Source organism: Luteococcus sp. H91 (genome assembly GCF_038433135.1).
In the GTDB taxonomy this organism is placed as follows: Bacteria; Actinomycetota; Actinomycetes; order Propionibacteriales; family Propionibacteriaceae; genus Luteococcus.
Map to the genome: position 1 here is coordinate 31,817 of NZ_JBCDMV010000008.1, position 24,297 is coordinate 56,113.

Below are 24,297 nucleotides of genomic sequence, written 5' to 3' on the forward strand. Positions count from 1 at the left end.
CGCTGGGCGCCACGAACCGGCGATAGCCTCTGCGCTAGCCGCCCGTTCAGCGCAGAAAGGCACCACCGTGACCGACGCCCCCGCCATTGGCCCCGAGCTCGCCCGATCGTGGCTGCTCGTCAACGCCCTGCACACCGACCGGTACAGACACGTCGGTCAGGCCGATGTGGTGGTGCTGGACATCGAGGACGCGGTGGCGCCCGCCAACAAGGTCCAGGCCCGGGACAATGTCGTCGAATACCTGAGCAGCGGGCAGAACCACGCCTGGGTGCGCGTCAACGGCTTCGGCACCGAATGGTGGGAGGGCGACCTGAAGGCCCTGGCCAACCTGCCCGGGCTGGACGGCATCTTCCTGGCCATGGTGGAGGGCCCCGAACACGTGATCCGGACCGCGGCGCTGCTGCCCGACGGCAAGCCGATCGTCGCGCTGGTGGACACCGCCCGCGGCATCACCCACCTGCCGATGATCGCCGCCAGCCGCAACACCTTCCGCCTCGCCTTCGGGCTGGGCGACTACCGTCGCGACACCGGCTTCGCGGACGACCCCACGACCCTGGCCTACACCCGCAGCCAGTTCACCATCGCCGCCAAGGCAGCCGGACTGCCCGGCCCGATTGACGGCCCCGCCGTCGGCGCCACCGGCGTGCAACTGGCCGATTCGGCCGGAGTCACCAGCCAGTTCGGCATGACCGGCAAGATCTGCCTGATGCCCGAGCAGACCCCGATCGTCAACGAGATCCTTTCCCCCAGCATCAATGACATGTCCTGGGCGCTGGACTTCCTCAAGGAGTTCAACGAGGCCGGCGGCGAGATCCGTAATGGCTCCGACCTCCCGCGGCTGGCCCGTGCCAACAAGATCCTCTCGCTGGCCAAGAGCTTCGGGATGACCCCGCCGGACGGCTACCACCACTTCCCCGCCCCCAGCGACACCTACCACTGCTGACATCCATCGGGGGGCTTCGTCCCCCGCGCCTCCCGGTGGGGTTGGGATCCTGCCCGGCCTTCGGGTCGGATGTGGCCCCCCGACGGGCTCAAGGACCGCGGTTTGGTTGGTGCTGACCGAGACCCTCAACCAGCCAGACCACGGCGTTTCAGTAGCGGGGTGATGTCCGCGTCACGGCCGCGCAGGGCGCGGAAGCCGGCCAGCGGGTCTCGCGTGAAGCCACGCGACAGCACCTCGTCGCGGAAACGCTGGCCGTTCTGCCTGGTCAGGCCGTCGTTCTCCCGGAACCACTCGACGGTGTCGGCGTCCAGGATCTCGGAGAAGAGGTAGGAGTAGTAGCCGGCGTCGTAGTCACCCGCGAAAACATGCGAGAAGTAGGTGCTGCGGTAGCGGGGTGCCACGAAGGGATTGGCCAGGCCGATCCGCTGAACGGCGTCGTCCTCGAAGGCCTGCACATCCTCCACCACCGTGCCGGGAGCCAGCCGATGCCATTCCTGGTCCAGCAGTGCCGAGGCCAGGTATTCCGTGGTCTCGAAGCCCTGGTTGAAGCTCCCGCTGGCGCTCAACCGATCCACCACCTCGGGATCGAGCGGCTCCCCCGTCAGGTGGTGCCGGGCGAAGTGGGCGACCACCTCCGGCCAGGTGATCCACATCTCGTTCACCTGGCTGGGGAATTCGACGAAGTCGCGCGGCACACTGGTGCCGGACAGGCTCGGATGGGTGGCGTCGCTGAAGATGCCGTGCAGCGCATGACCGAACTCGTGGAACATGGTGGAGACCTCGTCCAAGCTCAGCAGGACGGGCTCACCCGGCGCTGGCTTGGGCACGTTGAGGGTGTTGGAGATCACCGGACGCTCATCGAAGAGCCGACTCTGCTCCACCAGGTTGTGCATCCACGCGCCCCGACGCTTGCTGTCGCGGGCAAAGACATCATGGACGAACAGCGCCAGGGGTGACCCGTCCTCGTCGAAGACCTCGAAGACTCGGGCATCGGCGTGCTGTGCGACCAGCTCCGGCCGTTCGACGAAGCTGATCCCGTAGAGCTGGGTGGCCGCCCAGAAGACGCCGTCCACCAGCACCCGCTCGTACTCGAACCAGGGTCGCAGCGCCGCCGTGTCCACCTCGTGCAGCCTGCTGCGCAGCCGCTCCGCCCAGAAGGACCAGTCCCACGGCTGCAGCTGGTAGCTGGCTTCGCCCAGATCGCGTTGGTGGGCGTCGATCATCTCCTGCAGGGCCGCGGCCTCCCGCCGGAGGTTCGCCAGTGCGGGTGCGGCGAGCGGGTAGATGACCTGGTCGATCACGTCGGTGCTGCCCACCGTGCCGTCGCTGGCCACCAGGGCCGCGTGGTGCTCGAAGCCCAAGAGTCCGGCGCGTTCCGCGCGCAGGGCGGTGATCCGGCGCACCAGATCGTTGTTGTCGTGCTCATTGCCACGGTTGCCGCGTTCCACCGAGGCCCGGTAGATCCGCTCCCGACTCTCCCGCCGGGTCAGCTGCGACAGCAAGGGATGGTCGGTGAACAGCATCTGGGTGACCAGATAGCTGCCCGACTCTCCCCGCTCCTCGGCGGCCGCGGCACAGGCCGAGAGCTGCCCCTCGCTCAGCCCGTCCAGCTCGGCCGCGTCATCGAACAGCACCGCGCTGTCATTCGTCTCCGCCAGCAGGTTCTCCTGGTAGCGGGTGGTCAGGGACGACAATTCCTGGTTGACCTGCCGTAGGCGCTGCTTGTCGTCCTCCGCGAGCCCGGCGCCGGCCAACTGCATGCGTCGCCAGGTGCGCCGTACCAGCTGGGCCGACTCCTCATCCGGGGCCGAGCCCGGCAGCGCGTCGCGAATCGCCTGGACCCGGCCGAACAGGGTGGAGTCCAGCAGGATCCGGTCCTGGTGCGCGGCCAGCCGGGGTGCCATCTCCGTCTGCAGGCTGCGCACCGATTCGTCGGAGGCGGAACTGACCCGGGTGAAGAAGACCCGGCCGACCCGCCGCAACGTCCTGCCCGAGGCCTCCAGCGCAAGCACGGTGTTGTCGAAGGTCGGGGCATCGGCGCAACCGGCGATGGCTTCCACCTCGCTGCACTGTTCGGTCAGACCCACCTCGAAGCCCTCCCGAAGGTGTTCGGTGGTGATCGAACAGAAGTCGGGCAGGCCGTAGGCGCGGTCACTGGGCACAAGAATCGGGTTGACCATGCCCCGAATGCTAGTCGGCGGGGTTCAGGCCTCGAAGGGAGCCGGGTCCCCGGAGCCCACCCGGACCACCTCGACGTCGTCGCCGGTGAAGTCCACCACGGTGGTCGGTCCAGTCCCGACGTCGCCGGAATCCAGCACCAAATCCACCTCGTGCGCCAACTCGTCGGCGATCGCCCAGCCCTCGGTCAGCGGCTCGTCGGCGCCGGGAAGGATCAGCGACGACGAGGTGAGCGGCGCGCCCAACTCGTCGAGCAGCGCCCGGGCGGTGACATGGTTCGGGATGCGCACCCCGACGGTCTTCTTCTTCGGGTGCAGCATCGCCTTCGGCAGCTCGCGAGTGGCCTTCAGGATGAAGGTGTAGGGCCCGGGAGTGGCGGCCTTGATCGCCCGGAACTCCCAATTGTCCATCTCCACCCACTCCCCCAACTGGGCGAACTCGCTGACCACCAGGGTGAAGTGGTGCTTGTCGTCCAGCTTGCGCAGCCGTTTGATCCGCTCCAGGGCGTCGCGGTGCCCCATCTGGCAACCCAGCGCGAAGCCGGAGTCGGTGGGATAGGCCACCAAGCCACCGTCGCGGATCACCTGGACGGCCCGGGCCAGGGCACGGGGCTGCGGGTTGGCGGGATGAACATCCAGATAGCGAGCCATGGATCGAGCCTAGTCGCTGTCAGGAATCCTGCCAGGTCAACTGGTGGACGCCGACGGGTGCGTTGATCATGACGCGTTGCAGGTGGGCGCCCGGCTGGAGATCGACGATTGTCGGTTCAGCCCCGCGCGCCTGGGTCAGCCGGTACTGCGCCGTTCGAGGTGGGGTCCCCTCGAAGGTGACCGCCAGGGCCAGCTGGTTCATCACCAGCGGCACTCGGCGCACGTGCGAGCTGATCGGGGTTTCCGAGCGCCAGTCCACCCCGTAGCGGATCTGGCGCAGGTCTGCCCGCAGGAGCGGCACGTCCAGCAGGATCTCCACCATCAACAGGTCCGCCAACAGGGTCGTCCGGCCGACCCGGCAGCCGTGGTCCGCCATGATTTCGACGGGCTCGGCGCCGGGAGCGGGGCGGCGGAGCCCGATCGGCATTCGTTCGACCACCGCGTCCTCGCCCCGTTGCAGCTGGAGGGACTCCTCCCGCAAACGTCGCCGGTCGGCCGATACGAGGGCATGGTCGGTGGTCACCTTCACCGCGACGTGACGGCCCAGATCCAGCCCCCAACCTGCCGCCACCCGTTGTGCCGGGCCGAGATCGTCCACGCCGACGGTCGGGCTCCACCGGGCATTGAGCTCGCTGGGCAGCGCGCTCACCAGCCGCCCCGGCGGCAGATCCAGCAGCCGCTCCAGGTGGGCCACGGCCAGTTTGGACTTGGGTCGGGCCGGAACCGAACGGCCGGTGCACCAGTAGCTGAGCGTGGCGGTGGACAGCGGCGTCCCCAACCTGCCGAGCTCCCGGCTGAGCTGGTCAAGGGTGAAGTCGTGCGCCGCAAGGCTCTCCGACAGCACCTGGGCGAAACTGGTGTGGGTGGTGGGCTGCTGGGGCCGGTCAGTCATCGGCCTCACCGAAGTCCCAGGTGAGCAGGTGCCACCCCGGCGGTGGGTCGGAGAGACAGACCTGCAGGTGCGGGCCGGAGCGCAGCGCCTGCCGCAATCGATTGTTCTCCTGGTCAGGCGCGAACTCATAGGGGGTGGTCTCGTAGTGGGCCGTGACCGGCGCCGTGCCCTCGAAGCTGGCCTCCAGCACGACGAAGGGGACGCTGCTGGCCAGGACTCGCTGCACATCGGCACCCATTCGGGGCTGCGCGAGGGCCCAGTGCACGGTGGAGCTGCGCATGAAGTGGTCTCCCTCGTCCAGCCGGTGCGACAGCAGGAGTTCCACCAGCAGGATCCCCGAACGGTCCAGATCAACCACCCGCCCCAGCTCACACCCGATCCCCGGTTCGATCAGGGGAAGCTCGGGATCGCCATCGGTGCGCAGGAAGAGCAGGGCAGTGCGCTCCAACCCGTCGCGGTTGGCGCGGACCAGTTCGTGGGTGGTCTCCACGCGAGTCCGGTCGTCGGCCAGCACCCGCACGTCATCCTGGACGTAGAGGGTGTCGAAGTCATAGAGCGGGTCGATCCCCATGCTGTCCACCATTGCGCGCGCCCGGTCGGAGAAGGGCAGGGCGTCGATGAAATCCCACCGACTGAAGGCGTCATGGGGCAGCGCACTGCGCAGATGCCCGACGGGAACCCGCAGGATCTGCTCCAGATTGGCGATCGCCTCCAGGGAGCTCTCCTTGGTGGGCAAGGACCTGCCCCGCTGCCAGTAGCTGAGGGTGGCCTGCGAGACCGGGGTGCCCTGGGTCTGCAGCTGGGAGGTGATCTGCTCCAGGGTCAGCGTCTGCCGGGCGATGGCTGCCCCGAGTGCGGCGGAAAATCGCTTGTCGCGCTCATCGGAATCGCTCCTTCGGGGCCGTGCGGGCATGACTTCATCCTCTCACCGCCCGGCCGCGCAACCTACCGGGCCTTCCGGGCAATGGACCGACGCTCAGACCCGCTTGAGCTCGCCGCTGGCGCTGCCCTCGGCGGAGAGGCTGCCGATGCCCAGCAGGGACAGGAAAGTGGTGGCGGTTCTCACCCTGGTATCGACGACGATCCGGCCCTCGTGGGCGGACACGTCACCCTCGATTCCCTCGGCGGCCAGCACCGCTCGCGCCGCCGTCACGGCCTCGGCGGTACCGGCCTGGCCGACCAGCCGATAGGCCGCGCCGGCGTCACTTCCGGAACGCGCGGCCCGAGCCGCAACCACCTCGGCCTGTCGATGCGCCCGCACCTGCGCCGTGCCGTCCACCACGAGCCCGGCCACCAGGAAGACGGCCATCATCACGGCGGTGGTCAGCACCGAGATGCTGACGCCCCGATCGTCGTGTCGTCGGCGAGTCCTGTCCATGCGCGGAGTCTGGCAGCGTCCGGTGCGCTATGACGAGTCTCAGGGGTGTCAGGCGGACCGGCCCTGCGCCTGTGCGTGCGGCCGGCGGCGGCTAGGCTGAGGGCACAAGTCTTCTACGAAAGGTCTGGACCAACATGGTCAAGAAGGTTGCGCTGCTCACCGCGGGCGGTTTCGCCCCGTGTCTGTCGTCTGCCGTCGGCGGTCTCATCGAGCGCTACACCGAGGTTGCCCCCGACGTCGAGATCATCGCCTACAAGCACGGCTACCAGGGCCTGCTGAAGGGTGACTACTTCACCGTGACCCCCGCCGTTCGTGAGAACGCCGCCATCCTGCACCAGTACGGTGGCTCGCCGATCGGCAACTCCCGGGTCAAGCTGACCAATGCCGCGGACCTGGTCAAGCGCGGCCTGGTCAAGGAGGGCGAGGACCCGCTGAAGGTTGCCGCCGACCGGCTGGTCGCAGACGGCGTCGACGTGCTGCACACGATCGGTGGCGACGACACCAACACCACCGCCGCCGACCTGGCCGCCTTCCTGCACGAGAACAATTACGAGCTGACCGTCGTCGGCCTGCCCAAGACCATTGACAACGACGTCATCCCGATCAAGCAGTCGCTGGGTGCCTGGACCGCCGCCGAGCAGGGCGCCGGCTTCGCCCGCAACATCATCGGCGAGCACAACTCCGGCTCCCGGATGCTGATCGTGCACGAGGTGATGGGGCGTAACTGTGGCTGGCTGACCGCCGCCACCGCCCAGAAGTACCGCGAGTGGCTCGACTCGGTCGAGACCTGGGTGCCGGAGATCGGCCTGTCCAAGGAAGCCTGGGATGTGCACGCCGTGTACGTGCCGGAGGCCGAGATCGATCTGACCGCGGAAGCGGAGCGGCTGAACAAGGTGATGGACGAGGTGGGCAATGTGACCATCTTCCTCTCCGAGGGGGCCGGTCTGGAATCGATCATTGCCGAGATGGAGAAGGCCGGCGAAGAGGTGCCGCGTGACCCCTTCGGCCACGTCAAGCTGGACAAGGTGAACCCCGGCAAGTGGTTCGGTGACCAGTTCGCCAAGCTGCTCAAGGCCGAGAAGGTCATGGTGCAGAAGTCCGGCTACTACAGCCGCGCCGCCGCCGCCAACGACGCCGATCTGACCCTGATCAAGCAGTGCACCGATCTGGCCGTCGATTCCGCCCTGGCTGGCAAGCCCGGCGTGATCGGCCAGGACGAGGAGGCCGGTGACGTGCTGAGCGCCATCGACTTCAAGCGGATCAAGGGTGGCAAGGCCTTCGACATCACCCAGCCCTGGTTCGTCGAGATGCTGACGACCATCGGTCAGGGCGAGCCCAAGCCGGTGCAGCACCTGCCCGAGCACTGACATTGGGGGCGTTCCGCCCCCAACCCCCTGAGTCATGGTGGTGAGAGTGCCCGGCTGCCGGTTCTCCGGTGGCCGGGTTCTCTTTTTTCTGGAGTCGCTTCGCTCCGTTCCTGCCTTTTCCGGGCAAGCGCACCGGCTCCTTCGTCGCCTGCTTGCCCGGGAAGCTCACGGTTCGTTCCTCACCGAATCGGATCGGTACTTGGGGCGGCGTGAGCTGAGCAGGGACGCCAGCACGGTGGCCGAACCTGTCGAGGCCCCGGATTCAGACCTTGAAGATCTTGCGGTGCCGCTTGTGCTCGCTCTCCAGCCGCTTGGCCTCTTCCCGGGCCAGCTTCTCCCGCTGCTTGATCTTCTCGTCGCTCAGCCGGGCGGCCTCCGCGGCCTCCCAATGGCCGGGAACGGTCATGACGTCGGAGCGACGACGCAGCGGCAGGTCCACTTCCGAGTACTTGCGCGGAATGGCGGGCTGGTAGCTCGTGGCGATCCACGCCGCCGCGAACAGGATCAGCCGGGCGAACAGGTTGAAGAAGAGCATCACGATGATGATGTTGCCGAAGACCACCGTGGACAGGCTCTGGCTGAACCAGCCGATCAGTTGGGTGGTGCCGTAGAGCAGCACCGTCATGGCGACGCCGGACATCAGCGAGCCTTTGAGCAGGTCCTTCAGCGGGGCCTGGTACTGCGGCAGGACGTGGAAGAGGAACCAGAAGAGCAGGGTGGAAAGCACGACGGTCAGGGCCATGGCGCCGAGCTTCAGTCCGGTGGCCACCTGCGAGGACTGTTCCACGTCGAGCCACACCAGCACCCGATCCGCGAAATTGCCGGCCAGCGTGACGATGGTGAAGGAGACCGCCAGAGCCCCGATCAGCGCCAGGAAGTAGATCAGGTTCACGAAGCGTTCCGCCAACCAGTTGCGGCCGGGCGGGCTCATGTCGAACTCGGGGCGCCACTGGGCTCGCACGGCGCCGCGCAGGTTGCCCATCCAACCAGACCCGGAATAGGCGGCCACCGGGACGGCGATCAACAGCACATTGGGCCAGTTGTTCAGGGCCCGGTTGATCTGGTTGATCGCCAGCTTGCCGCCGGCGATGGCACCCACCTCCTGCACCGCCCGGTTGGTGAGCTTCACCAGCCAGTCGGTGCGGTACACGGTCAGGGTCCAGCCCAGGAAACTGAAGGCGAACATCAATGCCGGTACCAGGGTCAGCACCGAGAAGTAGGTGATGCCACCGGCCAGCTGGTTGCCCATGCGGTTCTGGAAGCGGTCATTGGCGCGGATCAGGTGAGCCGACCACGCGGTGCGCTTCAGCCACCTCCACAGCCCCATCGAGCCCCCTCACGCCGACCAACCGCCCGCACCCTGGCGGGGTTTGCAAAGACATCGTCCCCACGAGGGTAGCGGGCCCGCGGCGTCGGCTCATCTTCCACGCGCCGACCGAGCCGGAAAGAGGGGCCTCGACAGGCTCGGCCATCGTGGTTGCGTCACCGCGGTTCCCGAGCCTGTCGAACCGCGCTCCCCGAGCCTGTAGAGGGCTGACCTGGCAGGTTCAGGCGCAGCTTCTCAGTCCTGGTAGCTCTCGATCGGTGGGCAGGAACAGACCAGGTTCCGGTCACCCTGCACCCCGTCGATCCGCGCGACGGCGGGCCAGTACTTGTCCTGCCCGACGCCGGCCAGCGGCCCGGTGTGCCGTCCGGCGGGATAGCCGGCCACCGTACGGCTGTAGGGGTGGTTCCACTCGTCGGCGGTCACCCGGGCCAGGGTGTGCGGGGCGTTGACCAGCGGGTTGTCGGCCAGATCCCACTCCCCCGACTCCACCGTGGCGATCTCGTCGCGGATGGCGATCATCGCGTCGCAGAAGCGATCCAGCTCGTACTTGCTCTCGCTCTCGGTGGGTTCCACCATCAGGGTGCCGGCCACCGGGAAGCTCATGGTCGGGGCGTGGAAGCCGTAGTCGACCAGGCGCTTGGCCACGTCGTCGACGCTGATGTGGCTGGTCTTGGTGATCGGCCGCAGGTCAAGGATGCACTCGTGCGCCACCCGGCCGTCGGCCCCGGCGTAGAGCACCGGGAAGTGCCCCTCCAGGCGCTTGCCGATGTAATTGGCGTTCAGGATGGCAGTGAGGGTGGCCTCGCGCAGCCCCTGGGCACCCATCATGGCGATGTAGGCATAGGAGATCGGCATCACGCCGGCCGAGCCCCACGGTGCGGAGGACACCGGACCGATCGAGGTGGCAGGCCCGGCCTCGGCAACCAGGGGATGGTTCGGCAGGAAGGGCGCTAGGTGCTCCCGAACACCGATCGGGCCGACGCCGGGGCCACCGCCGCCGTGCGGGATGGCGAAGGTCTTGTGCAGGTTGAGGTGGCTGACGTCGCCGCCGAACTTTCCCGGACGGGCCAGCCCGGTCAACGCATTCATGTTGGCGCCGTCGACGTAGACCTGGCCGCCGGCCTGATGCACCAGTTCTGACAGCTCGGTGATGGTGTCCTCGTAGACGCCATGGGTGGACGGGTAGGTCACCATGATCGCGGCCAACTCGTCGCGGTGCTTGTCCACCTGGGCCCGCAGGTCAGCCATGTCGATCGATCCGTCGGCCAGGGCCTTGACCACGACGACCTTCATCCCGGCCATGGCGGCGGAGGCGGCATTGGTGCCGTGCGCCGAGGACGGGATCAAGCAGACGGTGCGCTGCTCGTCGCCGCGGGACAGGTGGTAACCGCGGATCGCCATCAGTCCGGCATACTCGCCGGCCGCACCGGAATTGGGCTGCAGGCTGACGCGGTCGTACCCGGTGATGGTCTCCAGCCAGTGCCCCAGTCGGCCGATCATCTCGGCATAGCCGCGGGCGTCCTCGGCGGGGGCGAAGGGGTGCAGGTTGGCGAAACCCGGGTAGCTGATCGGCTCCATCTCGGCGACGGCATTGAGTTTCATGGTGCACGAGCCCAGCGGGATCATGCCGCGATCCAGCGCGAAGTCCCGGTCGCTGAGGGCGCGTAGGTAGCGCAGCATCAGGGTTTCGGAGTGGTAGTTGTTGAAGACCGGGTGCAGCAGGTAGTCCTCGGCGCGCTGGTGACCGGCCAGGTCCCCCAGCCCCTCCTCGGCCAGCGTCGCCCCGAAGACCTCCGCGACGGCGGTCAGGGTGCCCTCGTCGGTGTCCTCCCCCACGCTGATCCCGACGTGGTCGGCGTCGACCAGCCGCAGGTGCACCCACTTCTCCCGCGCGGCGGCCACCAGCTCGGTGGCTCGGCCGGGCGTGCTCACGGTGAGGGTGTCGAAGAAGTGCTCGGTGGCCAGCTCGAAGCCGGCCCGGCGCAGGCCGGCCGCCAGGCTGCGGGCGTTGGCGTGGATGGCGTCGGCGATGCCACGCAGCCCGTGGGGGCCGTGGTAGACGGCGTACATGCTGGCGGTGACGGCCAGCAGCACCTGGGCGGTGCAGATGTTGCTGGTGGCCTTCTCCCGACGGATGTGCTGCTCGCGGGTCTGCAGGGCCAGCCGGTAGGCGGTGGTGCCATCGGCATCCACCGAGGCGCCGACCAGCCGGCCGGGCAAGGAGCGTTCCAGCCCGGCGCGCACCGCGATGTAACCGGCGTGCGGGCCGCCGTAGAAGAGCGGTACGCCGAAGCGCTGGCTGGAGCCGACGGCCACGTCCGCTCCCCAGTGGCCGGGCGACTCCAGCCGGGTCAGGGCCAGCAGATCCGCGGCGGCGATCACGGTGACGCCATTCTCGTGCGCCTTGTCGGCGATGGCTGTCAGTTCTTCCGGGGTGCGGATCCGGCCGCTGGTGCCGGGCACCTGGACGACGACGGCGAAGGCCTCGTGCTGTTGCAGAGCGGCCACCAGGTCGTCGGCCTGTTCCACCTGCCAGCCCAGAGCCGATCCGCGGGTGCGAACCACCGCCGCCGACTGGGGCAGGAGGTCGGCATCGAGCAGCACCACACCGCCCTTGCGGGAAGCGCGACGAGCCACCCCGATGGCCTCCGCGACCGCGGTGCCCTCATCCAGAAGCGATGAGCCGGCGATGGCCATTCCGGTGAGATCGCTGATCATGGTCTGGAAGTTGATCAGGGCCTCCAGCCGGCCCTGGCTGATCTCGGGTTGATAGGGGGTGTAGGCGGTGTACCAGCCCGGATTCTCCAGCACATTGCGCCGGACGACGGGCGGGGTGATGGTGCCGTGGTAGCCCATGCCGATCATCGCGCGCCGGGGGTTGTTCAGCTCGGACAGGGCCCTGAGTTCGTCGAGCACCGCGCTCTCGGTGTAGGCCGGAGGCAGGTCCAGCTCCGCGTCGAGCCGGATCCGTTCGGGCAGCGCCTGCGCCAGGTCCTCCAGGTTCTCGAGCCCCAAGGCGGCCAGCATCTGCTGCTGTTCCTCGCCATTCGGGCCAATGTGCCGGGTGCTGAAGATGTGTGCCGAAGGGTTGGTGACCATGTCCTCACACTAGCGGCTGCCCCCGGTCACCAACAGGCCGCCCCGGCACCCGTGCGTAGGCTCAGACGGCGCGCAGAACAGGGCGCTGGTGAGGCACTTCATCGGGCGCGGACGCCGACGCGTTCTCTTCGGCCCGCTCGGTGGGCAGCTCGCTCAGGCTGCCCTCGATGTCTCGCCAGACTCCGCCAAGCGCGATGGCGAACATGCCCTGCCCGCCGCGCAGCAGGTCCACCACCTCGTGGTCGCTGGTGCACTCGTACACGCTGATCCCGTCGCTCATCAGCGTGACCTGGGTCAGATCCTGTACCCCACGCTGGCGCAGGTGGTCGATGGCGACGCGGATCTGCTGCAGCGAGATCCCGGCGTCGATCAGGCGCTTGATCACCTTGAGCATCAGGATGTCGCGGAAGGAGTAGAGCCGCTGGGTGCCGGATCCCTCCGCTCCCCGGATCTCCGGGGCAACCAGGCCGGTGCGCGCCCAGTAGTCCAACTGGCGGTAGGTGATCCCGGCGGCCTTGCAGGCGACGGGTCCGCGGAAACCGAGATCCTCCGGCAGGGGCGAGAAATCACCGTCGAAGAGCGCCTCCTGTGCGAACAGGTCATCCTGGCCGAACGCGGCATCCCGCAGCGCCGAACTGTCGTCCGCCTGGTTCATCACGTCCCGCCCTTTCACCACCGACCATGCCGAGCTGCCGACAGCGCTGTAGTTTCACGTCTGTGGCCCCGACGCTAATGCGCCGGGCGGGGGCGGGGCAACGAACACGCCGAATGGTTGAGAGTGGGTTGAGACTTTCCCTGGAGGGCCGATGACTAGGGGCGATGATCCGACTGCGGGCTCAAGTGGGGCTTGAGAGTGGCCTGTGGCCAGCGGTTATGACTCCTCGAAGTCATCCGGGGTGACCGAATCGAGGAATTCCCGGAAACGTTCCACCTCGTCCTGCGCGGGCTGCTCCAGCTCCACCCCCACGCGTTCCAACAATTCCTCCGGTGCGGTGATCACGATGCCGCTGCGCACGGCCAGGGCGACCACGTCCGACGGCCGGGCGGAGATGACATGGCCGTCGATCTCCAACTCGGCGTGGAAGATGCCGCCGTCCTCCGGGCCCTCCTCCATCTGGGTGATCCGGGCACTGATCCGAGTGTGCCCCAGCGCGGCGAGGATCTCCGCCAGCAGGTCGTGGGTCAGCGGGCGCGGTGGCACCACGCCCTCCAGGGCGTTGGCGATGGCGGACGCCTCCGAGGCGCCGATCCAGATCGGGATCACCCGGCTGCCGCCCACCTCCTGCAGCAGCAGGATCGGAGCATTGGAGGGGACGTCCACCCGGACGCCGATCACGTCAAGTTCCCGCATGGTCCTCACCCTAGCTCGCCGGTCGTGGAGGCGGATCAGCGTTCGATCAAGGAGTGCATCATGGCGGCGTGGGCGTGGATCACCAACTGGGTGACCTCGCGCGCCGCTTCCGCCGCCTGGCTGTTGTGCCGACGCAGGAAGGGTTGCACGGCCTGTTCCACCAGGCCAGCCTCCCGCTCCGCCGACTGCTTGATGGCCCTCAGGTGGCGCGAATCCAGGCCGTAGAGCTGCAGCTTGCGGGCGACCACGCAGATGGTGAGCGCCTCCCGGCCGTAGAAGCTGGACTGCCGGCGCGGCAGCACCAGCTGCTGACGTTCCAGATCCAGCAGGATCTGTTCGCTGATGCCGGAGGCGGCGATCAGTTCCCGACGAGTCAGCCGGATGGGCTTGCGACCCCCCTTGGGGCGGTTGCCCACTGCCTCGGGCCGGGTGGTCGGCACGTCGGACAAGGGTGCTGGCGGCGCCGCCGGGGCGGGGGCCTCCAGATTGGGGGGCTGTTCTCCGCGATCCATCATCTCCAGGTGTTCCCGGATCACCTTCAACGGCAGGTAGTGGTCACGCTGCACTGTGAGGATGTAGTGCAACCGGTCGATGTCGCTCTGGGCATAGCGACGGTAACCGGATGGTGCCCGTTCGGGTGCGAGCAGCCCCTCGCTCTCCAGGAAACGGATCTTGGAGATCGAGACGTCGGGAAACTCCACCTTCAGGATGGCCAGCACCTGACCAATGGATCGCAGGGGCTGGGCCATCAGCGCAGACCAGGCTCACTCACGAAGAAGATCATCCGGAACTTGCCGATCTGCACCTCGTCGCCCTGACGCAGCGGCGCCTGACCGTCCACCAGCGTCCGGTTCACATAGGTGCCATTCAGGCTGTTCTGGTCGGCGACCGACCAGCCCTGATCGGTCTTGAGGAACTTGACGTGGTGCCGGGAGACGGTGATGTCGTCCAGGAAGATGTCCGAATCGGGGTGCCGGCCGACGCTGACCTCGTCGGCATCGAGCAGGTAGCGGGCGCCGGCGCCCGGCCCACGCTCCACGATCAGCAGGGCGTGCTCGACGGGCAGCGCGCTGACGGCCGCCAGATCGTCGGGGCCCAGCTCCAAGGTGCTGGTGACCTCGGTCACGACGGGAATCATCCGGGTGCTGTCACCGGGAACCTCGGCCGGTGCGCCGTCGCGGGTGACGACTCGCTCGCCACAGTTCGAACAGAAATTTGCGTCGGACTCAACCTGATGGCCGCAACGGGTGCATTCCATGTCTCAGCTCTCCATCTGCCTGTCCGCGACGCGCGTCACGGAAGTCGGGCTCTACTGGGCGTGCCAAGACTACCGGCAGGCCACAGGGTCATTGTGTCAGTTGCGGGGACACTCCCCCGGATCACTCGCCGACCAACTCCTGATAGGCGTCCGAGTCCATCAGGGAATCGGTGTCGGAATCGGCCACGAGTTCGATCTCGAACAGCCAGCCGTCGCCATAGGGATCGGCATTGACGGTCTCCGGAGCATCGCTGAGGCTCTCGTTGGTCGCGGTGACGACGCCCGCGACGGGGGTGAACACGTCGGAGACGCTCTTGGTGCTCTCCAGCTCACCACAGGAATCCCCCGCGGCCACTTCCTCGCCCACATTCGGCAGGGAGACGTAGACGATGTCGCCCAGGGCCTGGGCGGCGTATTCGGTGATGCCGATCCGCACGGTCGAGCCGTTGCCTGCGCGTACCCACTCGTGGTCTTCGCTGTACTTCAGATCCTCCGGAAAACGGGACATCGAGATCGCTCCTTCGCAAGGTCTCCCCGGCTGTGGCCGGGAGTGGCGAGGCCTAGCCTAACGCTCCCGGGCCGTCGGCACGAGCATTGGGCCAGCCATTCGGGCTGGTCAGGCAGGCTTGGCCCATTGCGGCGTGGTGGTCTGGCGCAAGGAGCCGATCTGCACCTCGTCGAGCCGGGAGATCGCCACCTTGCCGCCCACGGTCTCGGCCTGGACCTGGCTTACCAGACCGCCGCGAAAGCGCGCACCCTCCTCGAGCGCATGTGGCTCGCCGATCACGTCGATGGTGATCGGGCTGTTCACCGGCTGACCGTCGGCCACCAATTGCTGGCCGCTGCGGGAGAACCAGGTCTGGGCCACCACCCGCACCTGGTCATTGATCTCGATCGCCTCGGCCCCCGCGTCACGCATCTCCTCCACGGCGTCGAGCAGCACGTCGGGGCCCACCTTCTGCTGTGGGTCGACGATGGTGATCCGGATGCCGGGCCCCTTGGCGGCCAGGCTTCCGGCCAGGATCCCCATCTGGTCCAGTCGCTTCTGGTTCTCGGCGGCGGCCACCCGTCGCGCGTCGGCGCCCGAGACCAGCTTCTCCTTGGTCCGCTCCAGGCGCTGGGATTCATCGGTCAGCCGGTCGTGTTCGGCATTGAGCTGGTCGAGCAGCTGCACCAGATCCTGCCGGCGCATGCTGGAGTACGTGTCCTGGTCATCGACCCCGGTGAGCTGGGTGACCACCAACAGCCCGCTCAGGCAGAGCACACCGGCGACCAGGAACTGGCTGCGACTGGGGCGCAACAGGTCTCGCCCGATCCGGTGCCAGACGGAGGCCTGCCGCCCCGGCGGACGCTCAGGCATGGATCAGGGCCCGTCGGATGGCGGCCGCATTGGTGAAGATCCGGATCCCAAGCACCACGACCACGGCGGTGGACAGCTGGGATCCGACGCCGATCAGGTCACCCACCCACACGATCAGGGCGGCGATCAGCACATTGGAGATGAAGCTGACCACGAAGACCCGGTCGGAGAAGACGTCGTCCAGATAGGCCCGCAGACCACCGAAGAGGGCATCCAGCGAGGCGACGATGGCGATCGGCAGGTAGGGCTGGAGGGCCGCGGGCAGGCTGGGCTCCAGCCACAGGCCCAAGGCCACACCCACCAGCAGCCCCAACAGCGCAATCATCCTTGTTCTCCGTTCACCATGTCTGCCACATTGTCCACGCCAAGGATGTCACCGTTCCACGCGCGCCAGCTCCACGGCCAGACCGGGGTCAGCCGGCAGCGTCAGCCGCTCCGCGGTGCTCACCCGGTAGCGCAGGCCATAGTTGTCCTTGAGGAAACTCCACCACTGACCGCCGGGCGTGTTGGCCAACGCGGAGCCAAGACTGCGCGGATCACCGATCGCCTCCACCCGGTAGGGGTGCTGGAGCGAACGGTAGTCGACGGTGATCGCGGAGCCGGCCGAACGGATCGCGGTCCGCGAGGTGATCCGGTGGTCGTTGATGCTGATCGACTCGGCGCCGGCCTGCCACAGGCCATTGACCAGACGTCGCAGGTCCTGGTCCGTGACCCGGGCGGGCTCGGCGTGGCCGGCGGGTTCCGCGTCGTCGATGCTGATGCTGATCCCCGGCCCCGAAACCGGAACCGAGCCCGAGCGCACCTGCAGGCCGACGTCTTCCGCACCGCGGGGCAGGGCAGACCGCTGCAGCTCACGCACCTCGGCATCCTGCAGGGCGACGGTCTCCTGCAGCGCGTCCTGGCTGCTCTCCGCGGTGCGGACCCGCTGGATCAGTTCGGCGCGTTCCTGCTGGGCTCCGGGCAACGAGCTGTGGGTCTGGGCCGCTGCCATCGCAATCAGTGCGGCGGCAAGGCCCAGCCCGACGGCGCGGAGCCCCGGCCTGGCCGGGGATCTTCCGCTGGCGGCGGCGCGGTGGTAGTCCGGATCCACCGCATTGCGCTGGATCACCGCCAGCAGGTCCATGCTGGCGTCCGGACGGCGAGGCTGGCCGGTCACCGTCGGCGTGGTCATGACGGGCGGGGCGCGCGCGGCGTCTGCATCAGGTGCCAGGTCTGGCGGACGTAGAGCAGCCCGGCCCACCAGTACAGTGCGGTGCCCCAGATGGCGAAGGCCCAGCCGAGCACCTTGCAGACCAGGCTGACCGGGGAGTCGCCCTCCCCCAGCAGCACCATCGGGAAGGCGTAGAGAAGGCAGAAGGTGGCGGCCTTGCCGATCAGGTGCACCGGCAGGCTGGTGTAGCCGCGGGTGCGCAGCAAGGGCACCAGACCCACCATCAGCACGTCCCGCGCGACCAGCAGCAGCACCAGCCACCACGGAATGATGTCCCGAATGGCCAGGGCCACCAGGGTGGAGGCGATGTAGAGCCGGTCGGCCACCGGGTCCAGCATCTGCCCCAGCCGCGACGTCTGGTGCCAGGCGCGCGCCAGGTAGCCGTCCAGCCAGTCGCTGAAGCCGGCAAACATCAACAACGCCACCGCCCAGCCGTCGGCGTGCGGGCCCAGGATCAGCCAGACGAACAGCGGTACCCCGATCAGCCTCAGGAAGCTCAGCAGGTTGGGGATGGTGAGCACCCGGTCGGTGTCGTAGCTGGGCCCGACGGTGGTGACGTCGTCGGGGACGCGGTTTGGGCTGCTCACGGCCACAGCCTAGGCGATCGGTGCAAGCGACGACGGTGGGTCAGCTGACGCGTGCGGGCAACGCTGACCCGGGCGGGAGCCACACCCTCCCGCAGCGCCTGGTGCACCAGGCTGCGGGTGCTGGCCCGGGGCGGTGCCTCGGCGATGGCGCGGTGGTGGACCTCCAGGATCTGGGGGGCCAGGGCATCCCAGCCGAAAGCCTCCGCCCGTCGCCGCCCGCGCTGGAGCTGGTCGTCGCGGGGCCGGGCGAGGCTGCGCAGTACCGCCCTCGCCAAATCGTCGGGGTCATTGACGTCGAAAATCTCCCCGATCTGCCCATCCACGTCGGTCAACACGTCCCGGAAGGCGGCCAGCCCGGAGGCTACGACCGGCGCCCCGGAGGCCATGGCCTCCAGCAGCACGATGCCGAAGCTTTCCCGGCCGGTCTGGGGCGCGACATAGACGTCGCTGCTGGCCAGGACGGCATTGCGCTGCTCGTCCGGCAGCGGGCCGACGAAACGGACGCCGGGCACGGTGCGGTGCGTGCCCTGCCCGATCACCAGGACGTCCAGATCCGGATGCAGGCGTCGGATGGCCGGGAGTGCCTCCAGCAGCACCGGCAACCCCTTGCGGGGCTCGTCATAACGACCGATGAAGGTGATCCGGGGCCGCTGCCCGCCACGCCACAGGCCGTCGCACGGGGCACAGGGATGGCTGGCCACGTCGATCCCATTGCCGATCACGGTGCAGCGCAGGCCCGAATAGCGTTCGGCCACCTCCGCGGCGGCCGGGGAGACCGCAATCGCCTCGTCGATCCGGCTCGCGGCCTGCGGCAGCACCTGGTAGGCCAGCTCCATGGCGCGCGAGCCGGGGGTGGCGGTGTGGAAGGTGACCACCACCGGCAACCGGGTCTGGCCCAGCACCAGCAGGGAGACCGACGGGGTCATCGGCTCGTGCAGGTGCACCAGGTCGAAATAACCGTCGGCCAGCCATTCGCGCACCCGAAGCGCCACCGACGGGCCGAAGTTGATCCGCGCCACCGATCCGTTGTAGGCGACGGGGAAGGCTGGCCCGGCCGAGGTGAAGTCCTCCGCGCGCACCCCGGCCCGCTCCAGCACACCGGGCTCGGCCCGTCCCGGGGCCAGGATCCCGACGCTGTGCCCGTGGGCGCGTAGCCAGCCGGCCAGCCCGATGATGTGGTTCTGCACTCCGCCGGGCCGATCGAAGGAATAGGGACAGACCAGCCCCACCCGCAGGCTGTCGCTCATCGTGACACGTTCATGATGCGACCACCTCGGGGAAGAAGGGCACCAGCACATGCCAATCCACGACGCGTTGCCGCACCTGGCCGGCGAAGAAGTCGGCCAGCTGCTGGGTGAGGGCCTGCGCGTCGTCGCCCACCAGCGGTTCGGAGACCACCAGCCGCATCCGATCCCCCTGGTAGTGGCAGGCGATCCCCAGCAGGGTGGAGCCGGTCTCCAGCGCCAGCCGGGCGGCCCCGGCCGGCATCCGCACCTCGAGCGGCCCGGACGGCGTCGGCCACAGCACCGGGACTCCCCCACGCCCGACCCGACGATCGGTGACCAGGCAGACCATCCGTCCGGCTCGCTGGTCCGCCTCCAGTTTGGCGACGGCCTGCCGATCCCGGTGGCCGTAGACCCTCATCCCCAGCACCTCGCGCACCCGCACGAAGTAGTCGAACTCGGGGATCTGTTCCGCGACGGTGGAGACCGGCAGCCCGTTCAGGCAGGCCCACGCGCCGGCCAGATCCCAGGAGCCCATGTGCGGCAGCCCGATCACCGCGCCGCCGTTGCGGTGCGCCCCCACCAGCCGCTGACGGTCGGCGTCGGAGATCAGCACGGTGCGCAGCACGTCGTCGTTGCTCCAGCGCTCCAACTGGGCGGACTCAAACAGGTTGCGGGCCCAGGAGGCGCCGGCCTCGGCGGTCTCGCGTCGGCTCGGGAAGATGCCGGTCGCGGCCTGCGCATTCAGTTGCCACTGACGCAGCGCCTTCGGTGGGCGTCGCGCCGCCAGGGCCGCGGCCGCCCGGGTGGTCGGGCGCCAGGCGGCGGACGGAATCCGGCCCGCCACCGCCAACGCCAGACTCATCCGGCTCACGCCGAGCCACGCTCCCGGCGGGCGGCGCGCTCCTTGAGGTGCAGGCTCTGCTGGTCGGCATGCTCCGCGGCGACGGTGGCCTGCGGATCCACCATCTCGATCCCCGCGGCCTCCGCCTCCCGGGCCTGCTTCTTCACCTGCCCCATCCGCTGCAGCACCGTCCAGCTGCTGGCGAACAGCAGATAGCACAGCGCGATCGGCATCGCCCGGTGCACGCCCAGACCGGCCAGCAACATGCCCACCAGCAGCACCAGCAGCCGGTCGCCGCGGGCGGCCAGCCCGCCCCACACCTTGAAGCCCAGCGCCAGGCCACGCGCCTTGGCATAGCTGGTCACCTGCCCCATCACCAGGGCGCCGAGCGCCAGCCCGCTCCACAGCACCGAATCGCCCTGGCCGGCGTAGTAGAGCGCCACCGCGCCGAAGATCGCGCCGTCGGCCACCCGGTCCAGCGTCGAATCCAGGAAGGCGCCGTAGGCCGACTTGTGGTTCATCATCCGGGCCATCTGCCCGTCGACGCCGTCGGTCAGCACGCAGAAGGTGATGGCCAGCGCGCCCTGCCAGAGGTAGCCCGCTGGCACCAGCCACAGCGAGACGACGACCACCAGCAGGGTGCCCAGCCAGGTCACCATGTCCGGCGTCATCCGCAGCGCCATGAAGAGCCGGGCGGCGGGGGTCATGGCGGCGGCATAGCCCTTGCGCAGGCGTTCAACCATGGGTGGATCAGTCCTTCGTGGTGGGCCAGGCCTCGGCCAGGGCGACGCGGGCGTCCTCCAGCAACTGCGGCACGGCCTTGGTCTGGGCGATGATCGGCAGGAAGTTCGAGTCTCCTTGCCAGCGGGGCACCACGTGCTGGTGCAGGTGCGCGGCAATCCCGGCCCCGGCCACCGCACCCTGGTTCATCCCGATGTTGAAACCCGCCGGGTGGGAGACCTGCATCAGCACATCCATCGCGGTCCGGGTGAGCGCGGACATCTCCGCCACCTCGGCCTCGTTGGCGTCGGTGTACCAACTGATGTGCCGGTAGGGGCAGACCAGCAGGTGTCCCGGCGAATACGGGAACAGGTTCATCACGACGAAGCAGGTCTCGCCGCGGTGCACGATCAACCCGTCGCTGTCCCCCACCTGCGGCTTCACGCAAAAAGGGCACTGCTTCTCGGTGGCATCGGCCGGCTTGGAATCGCCCTTGATGTAGGCCATCCGGTGCGGCGTCCAGAGCCGCTGGAAGGCGTCGGGGACGCCCGACATCGAGTCCGAGAACTCGAGCCGGGCATCCGTCAGCCGGGGATCCTCGGCCATGATCAGGCCTGCTCGTCCGTTGCCGGTTCGGCAGCCGTCGGGCTGTCATTGCGACGCGAGGAGATCCACGCCACGATCTCGTCGGCGGCCTCGGCCACCGGCACGCCATTGCGCTGTGAGCCGTCACGGAAGCGGAAGCTGACCGCATTCGAGTCGCGATCCTCCCCGCCGGCGATCAGCATGAAGGGCACCTTCAGCTTGGTCGCATTGCGGATCTTCTTCGGGAAACGGTCGTCGGAGGCGTCCATCTCCACCCGCACGCCGCGCTGCTCCAGCTCCGCGAGCACACCGGAGAGGTAGTCGTTGAACTCGGCGGCGACGGGGATACCGATCACCTGCACTGGGCTCAGCCAGACCGGGAAGGCCCCGGCGTAGTGCTCCACCAGCACGCCCAGGAAGCGCTCGATCGAACCGAACTTGGCCGAGTGGATCATCACCGGCTGCTGGTGGCTGCCGTCGCTGGCGGTGTACTGCAGGCCGAAGCGCTCCGGCTGGTTGAAGTCGTACTGGATGGTGGACATCTGCCAGGTGCGGCCGATCGCATCCTTGGCCTGGATGGAGATCTTCGGGCCGTAGAAGGCGGCGCCACCCGGATCCGGCACGCACTCCAGACCCGACTCCTCGGCGCACTGGCGCAGGATCTCGGTGGCGGTGGCCCACTGCTCATCCGAGCCGATGAACTTGTCCTTCTTCTTGCCATCCTCGTCGCGGGTGGACAACTCCAGGTAGAAGTCGTCCAGACCGAAGTCGCGCAGGAGCTTCAGCACGAAGTTCAGCAGGTGCTTGATCTCGTCGGGGGCCTGCTCGGCGGCCACATAGCTGTGCGAGTCGTCCTGGGTGATGGAGCGCACCCGGGTCAGGCCCTGCAGCACGCCGGACTTCTCGTTGCGGTAGACGGTGCCGAACTCGAACAGGCGCAGCGGCAGTTCACGGTAGGACCGGCCGCGGCTGCGGAAGATCTCGTTGTGCATCGGGCAGTTCATCGCCTTGAGGCGGTACTGGGTGCCGTCGTCGTCCATCGCCGGGAACATGCCCTCGGCGTAGTAGGGCAGGTGGCCGGAGGTGTAGAAGAGGTCTTCCTTGGTGATGTGCGGCGTCTTGACGTACTGGAAGCCGTTCTCGATGTGCGCCTGGCGGACGTAGTCCTCCATCTCCCGCACGATCACGCCACCCTTGGGGTGGAAGACGGGCAGGCCGGCGCCCAAGGTCTCCGGGAAGGAGTAGAGGTCCAGTTCGGCGCCCAGCTTGCGGTGGTCCCGTTTGGCGGCCTCCTCCATCCGGTGCTGGTAGGCCTTGAGATCTTCCTTGCTTGCCCACGCGGTGCCGTAGAGGCGCTGCAGGTGGGCCTTGGCCTGGTCACCGCGCCAGTAGGCGGCGCTGGACTTCGTCAGCGAGAAGGCGTTGATGTAGCCGGTGTGCGGCACGTGCGGGCCACGGCACAGGTCGTACCAGGCGACGCTGCCGTCGCGTCGGACGTTGTCGTAGATGGTCAGCTCGGCGCCGCCCACCTCCACCGACGAGCCATCGTCGTCATTGCTGCCGCCCTTGTCCTGGATCAGTTCCAGCTTGAAGGGCTCGCGCTTCTCCGCCTCGACGGCCTCGTCCTCGGTGACCACCCGACGGACGAACTTCTGCCGTTCCTTGACGATCCGCTGCATCTGCTTCTCGATCGCCTTCAGATCTTCCGGGGTGAGCGGATCGCACTGGAAGTCGTAGTAGAAGCCGTCGGTGATGGGCGGGCCGATGCCCAGCTTGGCGTCGACGAAGAGGTTCTGCACGGCCTGGGCGGCGACGTGGGCGCAGGAGTGCCGCACGATCGACAGGCCCTCGTCGCTGGTCATCTCGACCGGCTCGACGACGTCGCCGTCGTTCAGTTGGGCGGCCAGATCCTTGGTCTCCCCATTGACGTGCATGGCGACGATCGAGCGGTCCTCACCAAACAGGTCAAGCCCCGTGGTGGTGGTCTCGATCACCTGCTCGGCTCGCTGACCTGCTCGCTCGACGGTGATGGTGACTGACACGGGGGGTACTTCCTTTCAGCGGTGACGCACGCCCAGACTGGGGACGGGCGCCGGAATTCGGACGTGCTCATTCTGCCCGATCCCGACGAGTGCTCGTCGCAGCCCCGCCGGGCGGCCCTGGACTCCCGGCGGGTGATGCGAAATGGCTCCTGCCAAGTCTCTCAACTTGGCAGGAGCCATTTCGTGCTGGTGGGCGACACTGGGTTTGAACCAGTGACCTCTTCCGTGTCAGGGAAGCGCGCTACCACTGCGCCAGCCGCCCGAGGTGGAGACGGGATTTGAACCCGTGTACACGGATTTGCAGTCCGTTGCCTCGCCTCTCGGCCACTCCACCGTGAAGATGAGTCCTCACCGATGGATGGGGCGAGAGCCTCTCCGAGCGGACGACGGGATTCGAACCCGCGACCCTCACCTTGGCAAGGTGATGCTCTACCAACTGAGCCACGTCCGCATGTGTTGCCCGGGGCTTGCGTCCCGCGCTGTGCACCAGAGAACTCTATCGGATCTTGCGATCCCTGCCAAATCCTCGTTTCGGCTTCCTGCTCCTGTGAGCTGCCCCCCGAAGCGGTGCGTTGAGAACATTAGCGGAGGGTTTTCGTGCAGTGCAAATCGAGAGTCACATGGGCGTGATTCACCCGTCGTTCACCGGCTGGTTGTCTGACACGACGCCACCGGGGCGTCAGACGGGCATCGGGCTGACGTCTGGCCCTGCGGGGCGATCTTGGGTCCGACGGACCGCCCCGACCCTCGTGGTGCACTCTGACCCCGTCGGAGACACCTCGACTCCGACTGGCGGGGGTCGTCGCAACACCGCGAGGCTCACAGTGCGGCACGGGGGTCGGGCTCCGGCGACGAGGGCTTGCGCTGGGTGCCCGTTCCACGCGGGAAAGAAGCGGGCAGGTCAACCGGGGCTTCACGGGCCGTTCACCTGGAGCTTTCCGGTCCATCACCCGCTCTGTCGGTCGGCCCGACGCGAGGCCGATTTGTGGAGTGGGAAAACACCCGCTACTGTTTCTTCTCGCAAGGGCGATTGGCGCAGTGGTAGCGCGCTTCGTTCACACCGAAGAGGTCACTGGTTCGAACCCAGTATCGCCCACCGCACAGACGGGCCACCGGCGCACGGCCGGTGGCCCGTCTCATGTTTCCCCGGTATGGTTGTCCATTTCGTGGGCCCCAGTCCCAGACATTGAGCCTTGTGGCATGCGGCAGGAGAAGTTCACGCCGTGGCGCCACTGGAGCCGCAAAAAGACCTGTCGCAGCCCGATGCCCGGCACTCGGTCTGG

General features: G+C 68.1%; 23 protein-coding genes and 4 tRNA genes. 3 read left to right on the plus strand and 24 right to left on the minus strand.

Annotated features, from left to right (window positions below):
• Positions 1-67: 67 nt before the first annotated feature.
• Positions 68-943 (plus strand): HpcH/HpaI aldolase/citrate lyase family protein, encoded by an 876-nt coding sequence (locus AAEX57_RS05355; protein ID WP_342091528.1) that lies wholly within the window; start codon positions 68-70, stop codon positions 941-943.
• Between the two features lie 125 nt (positions 944-1,068).
• Here AAEX57_RS05355 and AAEX57_RS05360 read toward each other — a convergent pair whose 3' ends face one another.
• The 5 genes from AAEX57_RS05360 to AAEX57_RS05380 all read right to left on the minus strand — a co-directional run bounded on the left by AAEX57_RS05360 (position 1,069) and on the right by AAEX57_RS05380 (position 6,041).
• Complete coding sequence (locus tag AAEX57_RS05360) at positions 1,069-3,123, minus strand: M3 family metallopeptidase (protein WP_342091527.1); 2,055 nt, start codon at positions 3,121-3,123, stop codon at positions 1,069-1,071.
• Positions 3,124-3,147: 24 nt separating this feature from the next.
• Positions 3,148-3,771 (minus strand): L-threonylcarbamoyladenylate synthase, encoded by a 624-nt coding sequence (locus AAEX57_RS05365; protein ID WP_342091526.1) that lies wholly within the window; start codon positions 3,769-3,771, stop codon positions 3,148-3,150.
• Between the two features lie 19 nt (positions 3,772-3,790).
• A complete protein-coding gene (locus AAEX57_RS05370) occupies positions 3,791-4,663 on the minus strand; it encodes a hypothetical protein (protein ID WP_342091525.1) in 873 nt (290 codons plus the stop codon).
• Positions 4,656-5,576 carry a hypothetical protein gene (locus tag AAEX57_RS05375; RefSeq protein WP_342091524.1) on the minus strand — a complete coding sequence of 307 codons (921 nt, stop codon included), beginning with the start codon at positions 5,574-5,576 and terminating at the stop codon, positions 4,656-4,658. Before AAEX57_RS05375 ends, AAEX57_RS05370 begins: the two co-directional genes overlap by 8 nt.
• A 63-nt stretch (positions 5,577-5,639) precedes the next feature.
• Positions 5,640-6,041, minus strand: coding sequence for a hypothetical protein (locus AAEX57_RS05380; RefSeq protein WP_342091523.1), 402 nt, complete (start codon positions 6,039-6,041; stop codon positions 5,640-5,642).
• A gap of 134 nt (positions 6,042-6,175) precedes the next feature.
• Between AAEX57_RS05380 and AAEX57_RS05385 the strand changes: the two genes are divergently transcribed.
• A complete protein-coding gene (locus tag AAEX57_RS05385) occupies positions 6,176-7,408 on the plus strand; it encodes a pyrophosphate--fructose-6-phosphate 1-phosphotransferase (protein ID WP_342091522.1) in 1,233 nt (410 codons plus the stop codon).
• Between the two features lie 262 nt (positions 7,409-7,670).
• Here AAEX57_RS05385 and AAEX57_RS05390 read toward each other — a convergent pair whose 3' ends face one another.
• The 19 genes from AAEX57_RS05390 to AAEX57_RS05480 form a co-directional block, all read right to left on the minus strand.
• The gene (locus AAEX57_RS05390) at positions 7,671-8,735 is read right to left on the minus strand and encodes a YhjD/YihY/BrkB family envelope integrity protein (RefSeq protein ID WP_342091521.1); all 1,065 of its coding nucleotides are present in this window, start codon (positions 8,733-8,735) and stop codon (positions 7,671-7,673) included.
• Between the two features lie 234 nt (positions 8,736-8,969).
• The gene (gcvP, locus tag AAEX57_RS05395; protein ID WP_342091520.1) at positions 8,970-11,834 is read right to left on the minus strand and encodes an aminomethyl-transferring glycine dehydrogenase; all 2,865 of its coding nucleotides are present in this window, start codon (positions 11,832-11,834) and stop codon (positions 8,970-8,972) included.
• 61 nt (positions 11,835-11,895) lie between these two features.
• Positions 11,896-12,489, minus strand: coding sequence for a MerR family transcriptional regulator (locus tag AAEX57_RS05400; protein ID WP_446721101.1), 594 nt, complete (start codon positions 12,487-12,489; stop codon positions 11,896-11,898).
• A 216-nt stretch (positions 12,490-12,705) separates the two neighbouring features.
• Positions 12,706-13,185 (minus strand): bifunctional nuclease family protein, encoded by a 480-nt coding sequence (locus AAEX57_RS05405; protein ID WP_342091519.1) that lies wholly within the window; start codon positions 13,183-13,185, stop codon positions 12,706-12,708.
• A 35-nt stretch (positions 13,186-13,220) separates the two neighbouring features.
• Entirely contained in the window at positions 13,221-13,934 is a 714-nt protein-coding gene (gene ftsR / locus AAEX57_RS05410) for a transcriptional regulator FtsR (RefSeq protein ID WP_342091518.1), read from the minus strand.
• On the minus strand, positions 13,934-14,443 hold the full coding sequence (locus AAEX57_RS05415; protein WP_342091517.1) for an FHA domain-containing protein: 510 nt from the start codon (positions 14,441-14,443) through the stop codon (positions 13,934-13,936). The genes ftsR and AAEX57_RS05415 overlap by 1 nt, the downstream gene beginning before the upstream one ends.
• A 121-nt stretch (positions 14,444-14,564) precedes the next feature.
• Positions 14,565-14,951 carry a glycine cleavage system protein GcvH gene (gcvH, locus tag AAEX57_RS05420; protein WP_342091516.1) on the minus strand — a complete coding sequence of 129 codons (387 nt, stop codon included), beginning with the start codon at positions 14,949-14,951 and terminating at the stop codon, positions 14,565-14,567.
• A gap of 108 nt (positions 14,952-15,059) precedes the next feature.
• Complete coding sequence (locus AAEX57_RS05425; protein ID WP_342091515.1) at positions 15,060-15,803, minus strand: DUF881 domain-containing protein; 744 nt, start codon at positions 15,801-15,803, stop codon at positions 15,060-15,062.
• Positions 15,796-16,128 carry a small basic family protein gene (locus tag AAEX57_RS05430; protein ID WP_342091514.1) on the minus strand — a complete coding sequence of 111 codons (333 nt, stop codon included), beginning with the start codon at positions 16,126-16,128 and terminating at the stop codon, positions 15,796-15,798. The genes AAEX57_RS05425 and AAEX57_RS05430 overlap by 8 nt, the downstream gene beginning before the upstream one ends.
• Before the next feature lie 48 nt (positions 16,129-16,176).
• Positions 16,177-16,974, minus strand: coding sequence for a DUF881 domain-containing protein (locus AAEX57_RS05435; protein WP_342091513.1), 798 nt, complete (start codon positions 16,972-16,974; stop codon positions 16,177-16,179).
• A complete protein-coding gene (locus tag AAEX57_RS05440; RefSeq protein WP_342091512.1) occupies positions 16,971-17,600 on the minus strand; it encodes a CDP-alcohol phosphatidyltransferase family protein in 630 nt (209 codons plus the stop codon). Before AAEX57_RS05440 ends, AAEX57_RS05435 begins: the two co-directional genes overlap by 4 nt.
• The gene (locus AAEX57_RS05445) at positions 17,597-18,847 is read right to left on the minus strand and encodes a glycosyltransferase family 4 protein (RefSeq protein WP_342091511.1); all 1,251 of its coding nucleotides are present in this window, start codon (positions 18,845-18,847) and stop codon (positions 17,597-17,599) included. Before AAEX57_RS05445 ends, AAEX57_RS05440 begins: the two co-directional genes overlap by 4 nt.
• Before the next feature lie 10 nt (positions 18,848-18,857).
• On the minus strand, positions 18,858-19,688 hold the full coding sequence (locus tag AAEX57_RS05450) for an LpxL/LpxP family acyltransferase (RefSeq protein ID WP_342091577.1): 831 nt from the start codon (positions 19,686-19,688) through the stop codon (positions 18,858-18,860).
• Between the two features lie 5 nt (positions 19,689-19,693).
• The gene (pgsA, locus tag AAEX57_RS05455) at positions 19,694-20,410 is read right to left on the minus strand and encodes a phosphatidylinositol phosphate synthase (protein WP_342091510.1); all 717 of its coding nucleotides are present in this window, start codon (positions 20,408-20,410) and stop codon (positions 19,694-19,696) included.
• Between the two features lie 7 nt (positions 20,411-20,417).
• Positions 20,418-20,993, minus strand: coding sequence for an HIT family protein (locus AAEX57_RS05460; RefSeq protein ID WP_342091509.1), 576 nt, complete (start codon positions 20,991-20,993; stop codon positions 20,418-20,420).
• A 2-nt stretch (positions 20,994-20,995) separates the two neighbouring features.
• Positions 20,996-23,014 carry a threonine--tRNA ligase gene (gene thrS / locus AAEX57_RS05465; RefSeq protein ID WP_342091508.1) on the minus strand — a complete coding sequence of 673 codons (2,019 nt, stop codon included), beginning with the start codon at positions 23,012-23,014 and terminating at the stop codon, positions 20,996-20,998.
• Positions 23,015-23,201: 187 nt separating this feature from the next.
• Positions 23,202-23,276: transfer RNA gene (locus AAEX57_RS05470), tRNA-Val, on the minus strand.
• Between the two features lies 1 nt (position 23,277).
• Positions 23,278-23,348: transfer RNA gene (locus AAEX57_RS05475), tRNA-Cys, on the minus strand.
• A gap of 44 nt (positions 23,349-23,392) precedes the next feature.
• A tRNA-Gly gene (locus tag AAEX57_RS05480) sits at positions 23,393-23,465 on the minus strand.
• Positions 23,466-24,038: 573 nt separating this feature from the next.
• Between AAEX57_RS05480 and AAEX57_RS05485 the strand changes: the two genes are divergently transcribed.
• Positions 24,039-24,110, plus strand: a tRNA-Val gene (locus AAEX57_RS05485).
• Positions 24,111-24,297 lie beyond the last annotated feature (187 nt).

Excerpts from the sequence above, each read along its gene's own strand:
- AAEX57_RS05360 (WP_342091527.1), bottom strand. The coding sequence starts at position 3,123 with ATGGTCAACCCGATTCTTGTGCCCAGTGACCGCGCCTACGGCCTGCCC.
- AAEX57_RS05365 (WP_342091526.1), bottom strand. The coding sequence starts at position 3,771 with ATGGCTCGCTATCTGGATGTTCATCCCGCCAACCCGCAGCCCCGTGCC.
- AAEX57_RS05370 (WP_342091525.1), bottom strand. The coding sequence starts at position 4,663 with ATGACTGACCGGCCCCAGCAGCCCACCACCCACACCAGTTTCGCCCAG.
- AAEX57_RS05375 (WP_342091524.1), bottom strand. The coding sequence starts at position 5,576 with ATGCCCGCACGGCCCCGAAGGAGCGATTCCGATGAGCGCGACAAGCGA.
- AAEX57_RS05380 (WP_342091523.1), bottom strand. The coding sequence starts at position 6,041 with ATGGACAGGACTCGCCGACGACACGACGATCGGGGCGTCAGCATCTCG.
- AAEX57_RS05385 (WP_342091522.1), top strand. The coding sequence starts at position 6,176 with ATGGTCAAGAAGGTTGCGCTGCTCACCGCGGGCGGTTTCGCCCCGTGT.
- AAEX57_RS05390 (WP_342091521.1), bottom strand. The coding sequence starts at position 8,735 with ATGGGGCTGTGGAGGTGGCTGAAGCGCACCGCGTGGTCGGCTCACCTG.
- gcvP (WP_342091520.1), bottom strand. The coding sequence starts at position 11,834 with ATGGTCACCAACCCTTCGGCACACATCTTCAGCACCCGGCACATTGGC.
- AAEX57_RS05400 (WP_446721101.1), bottom strand. The coding sequence starts at position 12,489 with ATGAACCAGGCGGACGACAGTTCGGCGCTGCGGGATGCCGCGTTCGGC.
- AAEX57_RS05405 (WP_342091519.1), bottom strand. The coding sequence starts at position 13,185 with ATGCGGGAACTTGACGTGATCGGCGTCCGGGTGGACGTCCCCTCCAAT.
- ftsR (WP_342091518.1), bottom strand. The coding sequence starts at position 13,934 with ATGGCCCAGCCCCTGCGATCCATTGGTCAGGTGCTGGCCATCCTGAAG.
- AAEX57_RS05415 (WP_342091517.1), bottom strand. The coding sequence starts at position 14,443 with ATGGAATGCACCCGTTGCGGCCATCAGGTTGAGTCCGACGCAAATTTC.
- gcvH (WP_342091516.1), bottom strand. The coding sequence starts at position 14,951 with ATGTCCCGTTTTCCGGAGGATCTGAAGTACAGCGAAGACCACGAGTGG.
- AAEX57_RS05425 (WP_342091515.1), bottom strand. The coding sequence starts at position 15,803 with ATGCCTGAGCGTCCGCCGGGGCGGCAGGCCTCCGTCTGGCACCGGATC.
- AAEX57_RS05430 (WP_342091514.1), bottom strand. The coding sequence starts at position 16,128 with ATGATTGCGCTGTTGGGGCTGCTGGTGGGTGTGGCCTTGGGCCTGTGG.
- AAEX57_RS05435 (WP_342091513.1), bottom strand. The coding sequence starts at position 16,974 with ATGACCACGCCGACGGTGACCGGCCAGCCTCGCCGTCCGGACGCCAGC.
- AAEX57_RS05445 (WP_342091511.1), bottom strand. The coding sequence starts at position 18,847 with ATGAGCGACAGCCTGCGGGTGGGGCTGGTCTGTCCCTATTCCTTCGAT.
- AAEX57_RS05450 (WP_342091577.1), bottom strand. The coding sequence starts at position 19,688 with ATGAGTCTGGCGTTGGCGGTGGCGGGCCGGATTCCGTCCGCCGCCTGG.
- pgsA (WP_342091510.1), bottom strand. The coding sequence starts at position 20,410 with ATGGTTGAACGCCTGCGCAAGGGCTATGCCGCCGCCATGACCCCCGCC.
- AAEX57_RS05460 (WP_342091509.1), bottom strand. The coding sequence starts at position 20,993 with ATGGCCGAGGATCCCCGGCTGACGGATGCCCGGCTCGAGTTCTCGGAC.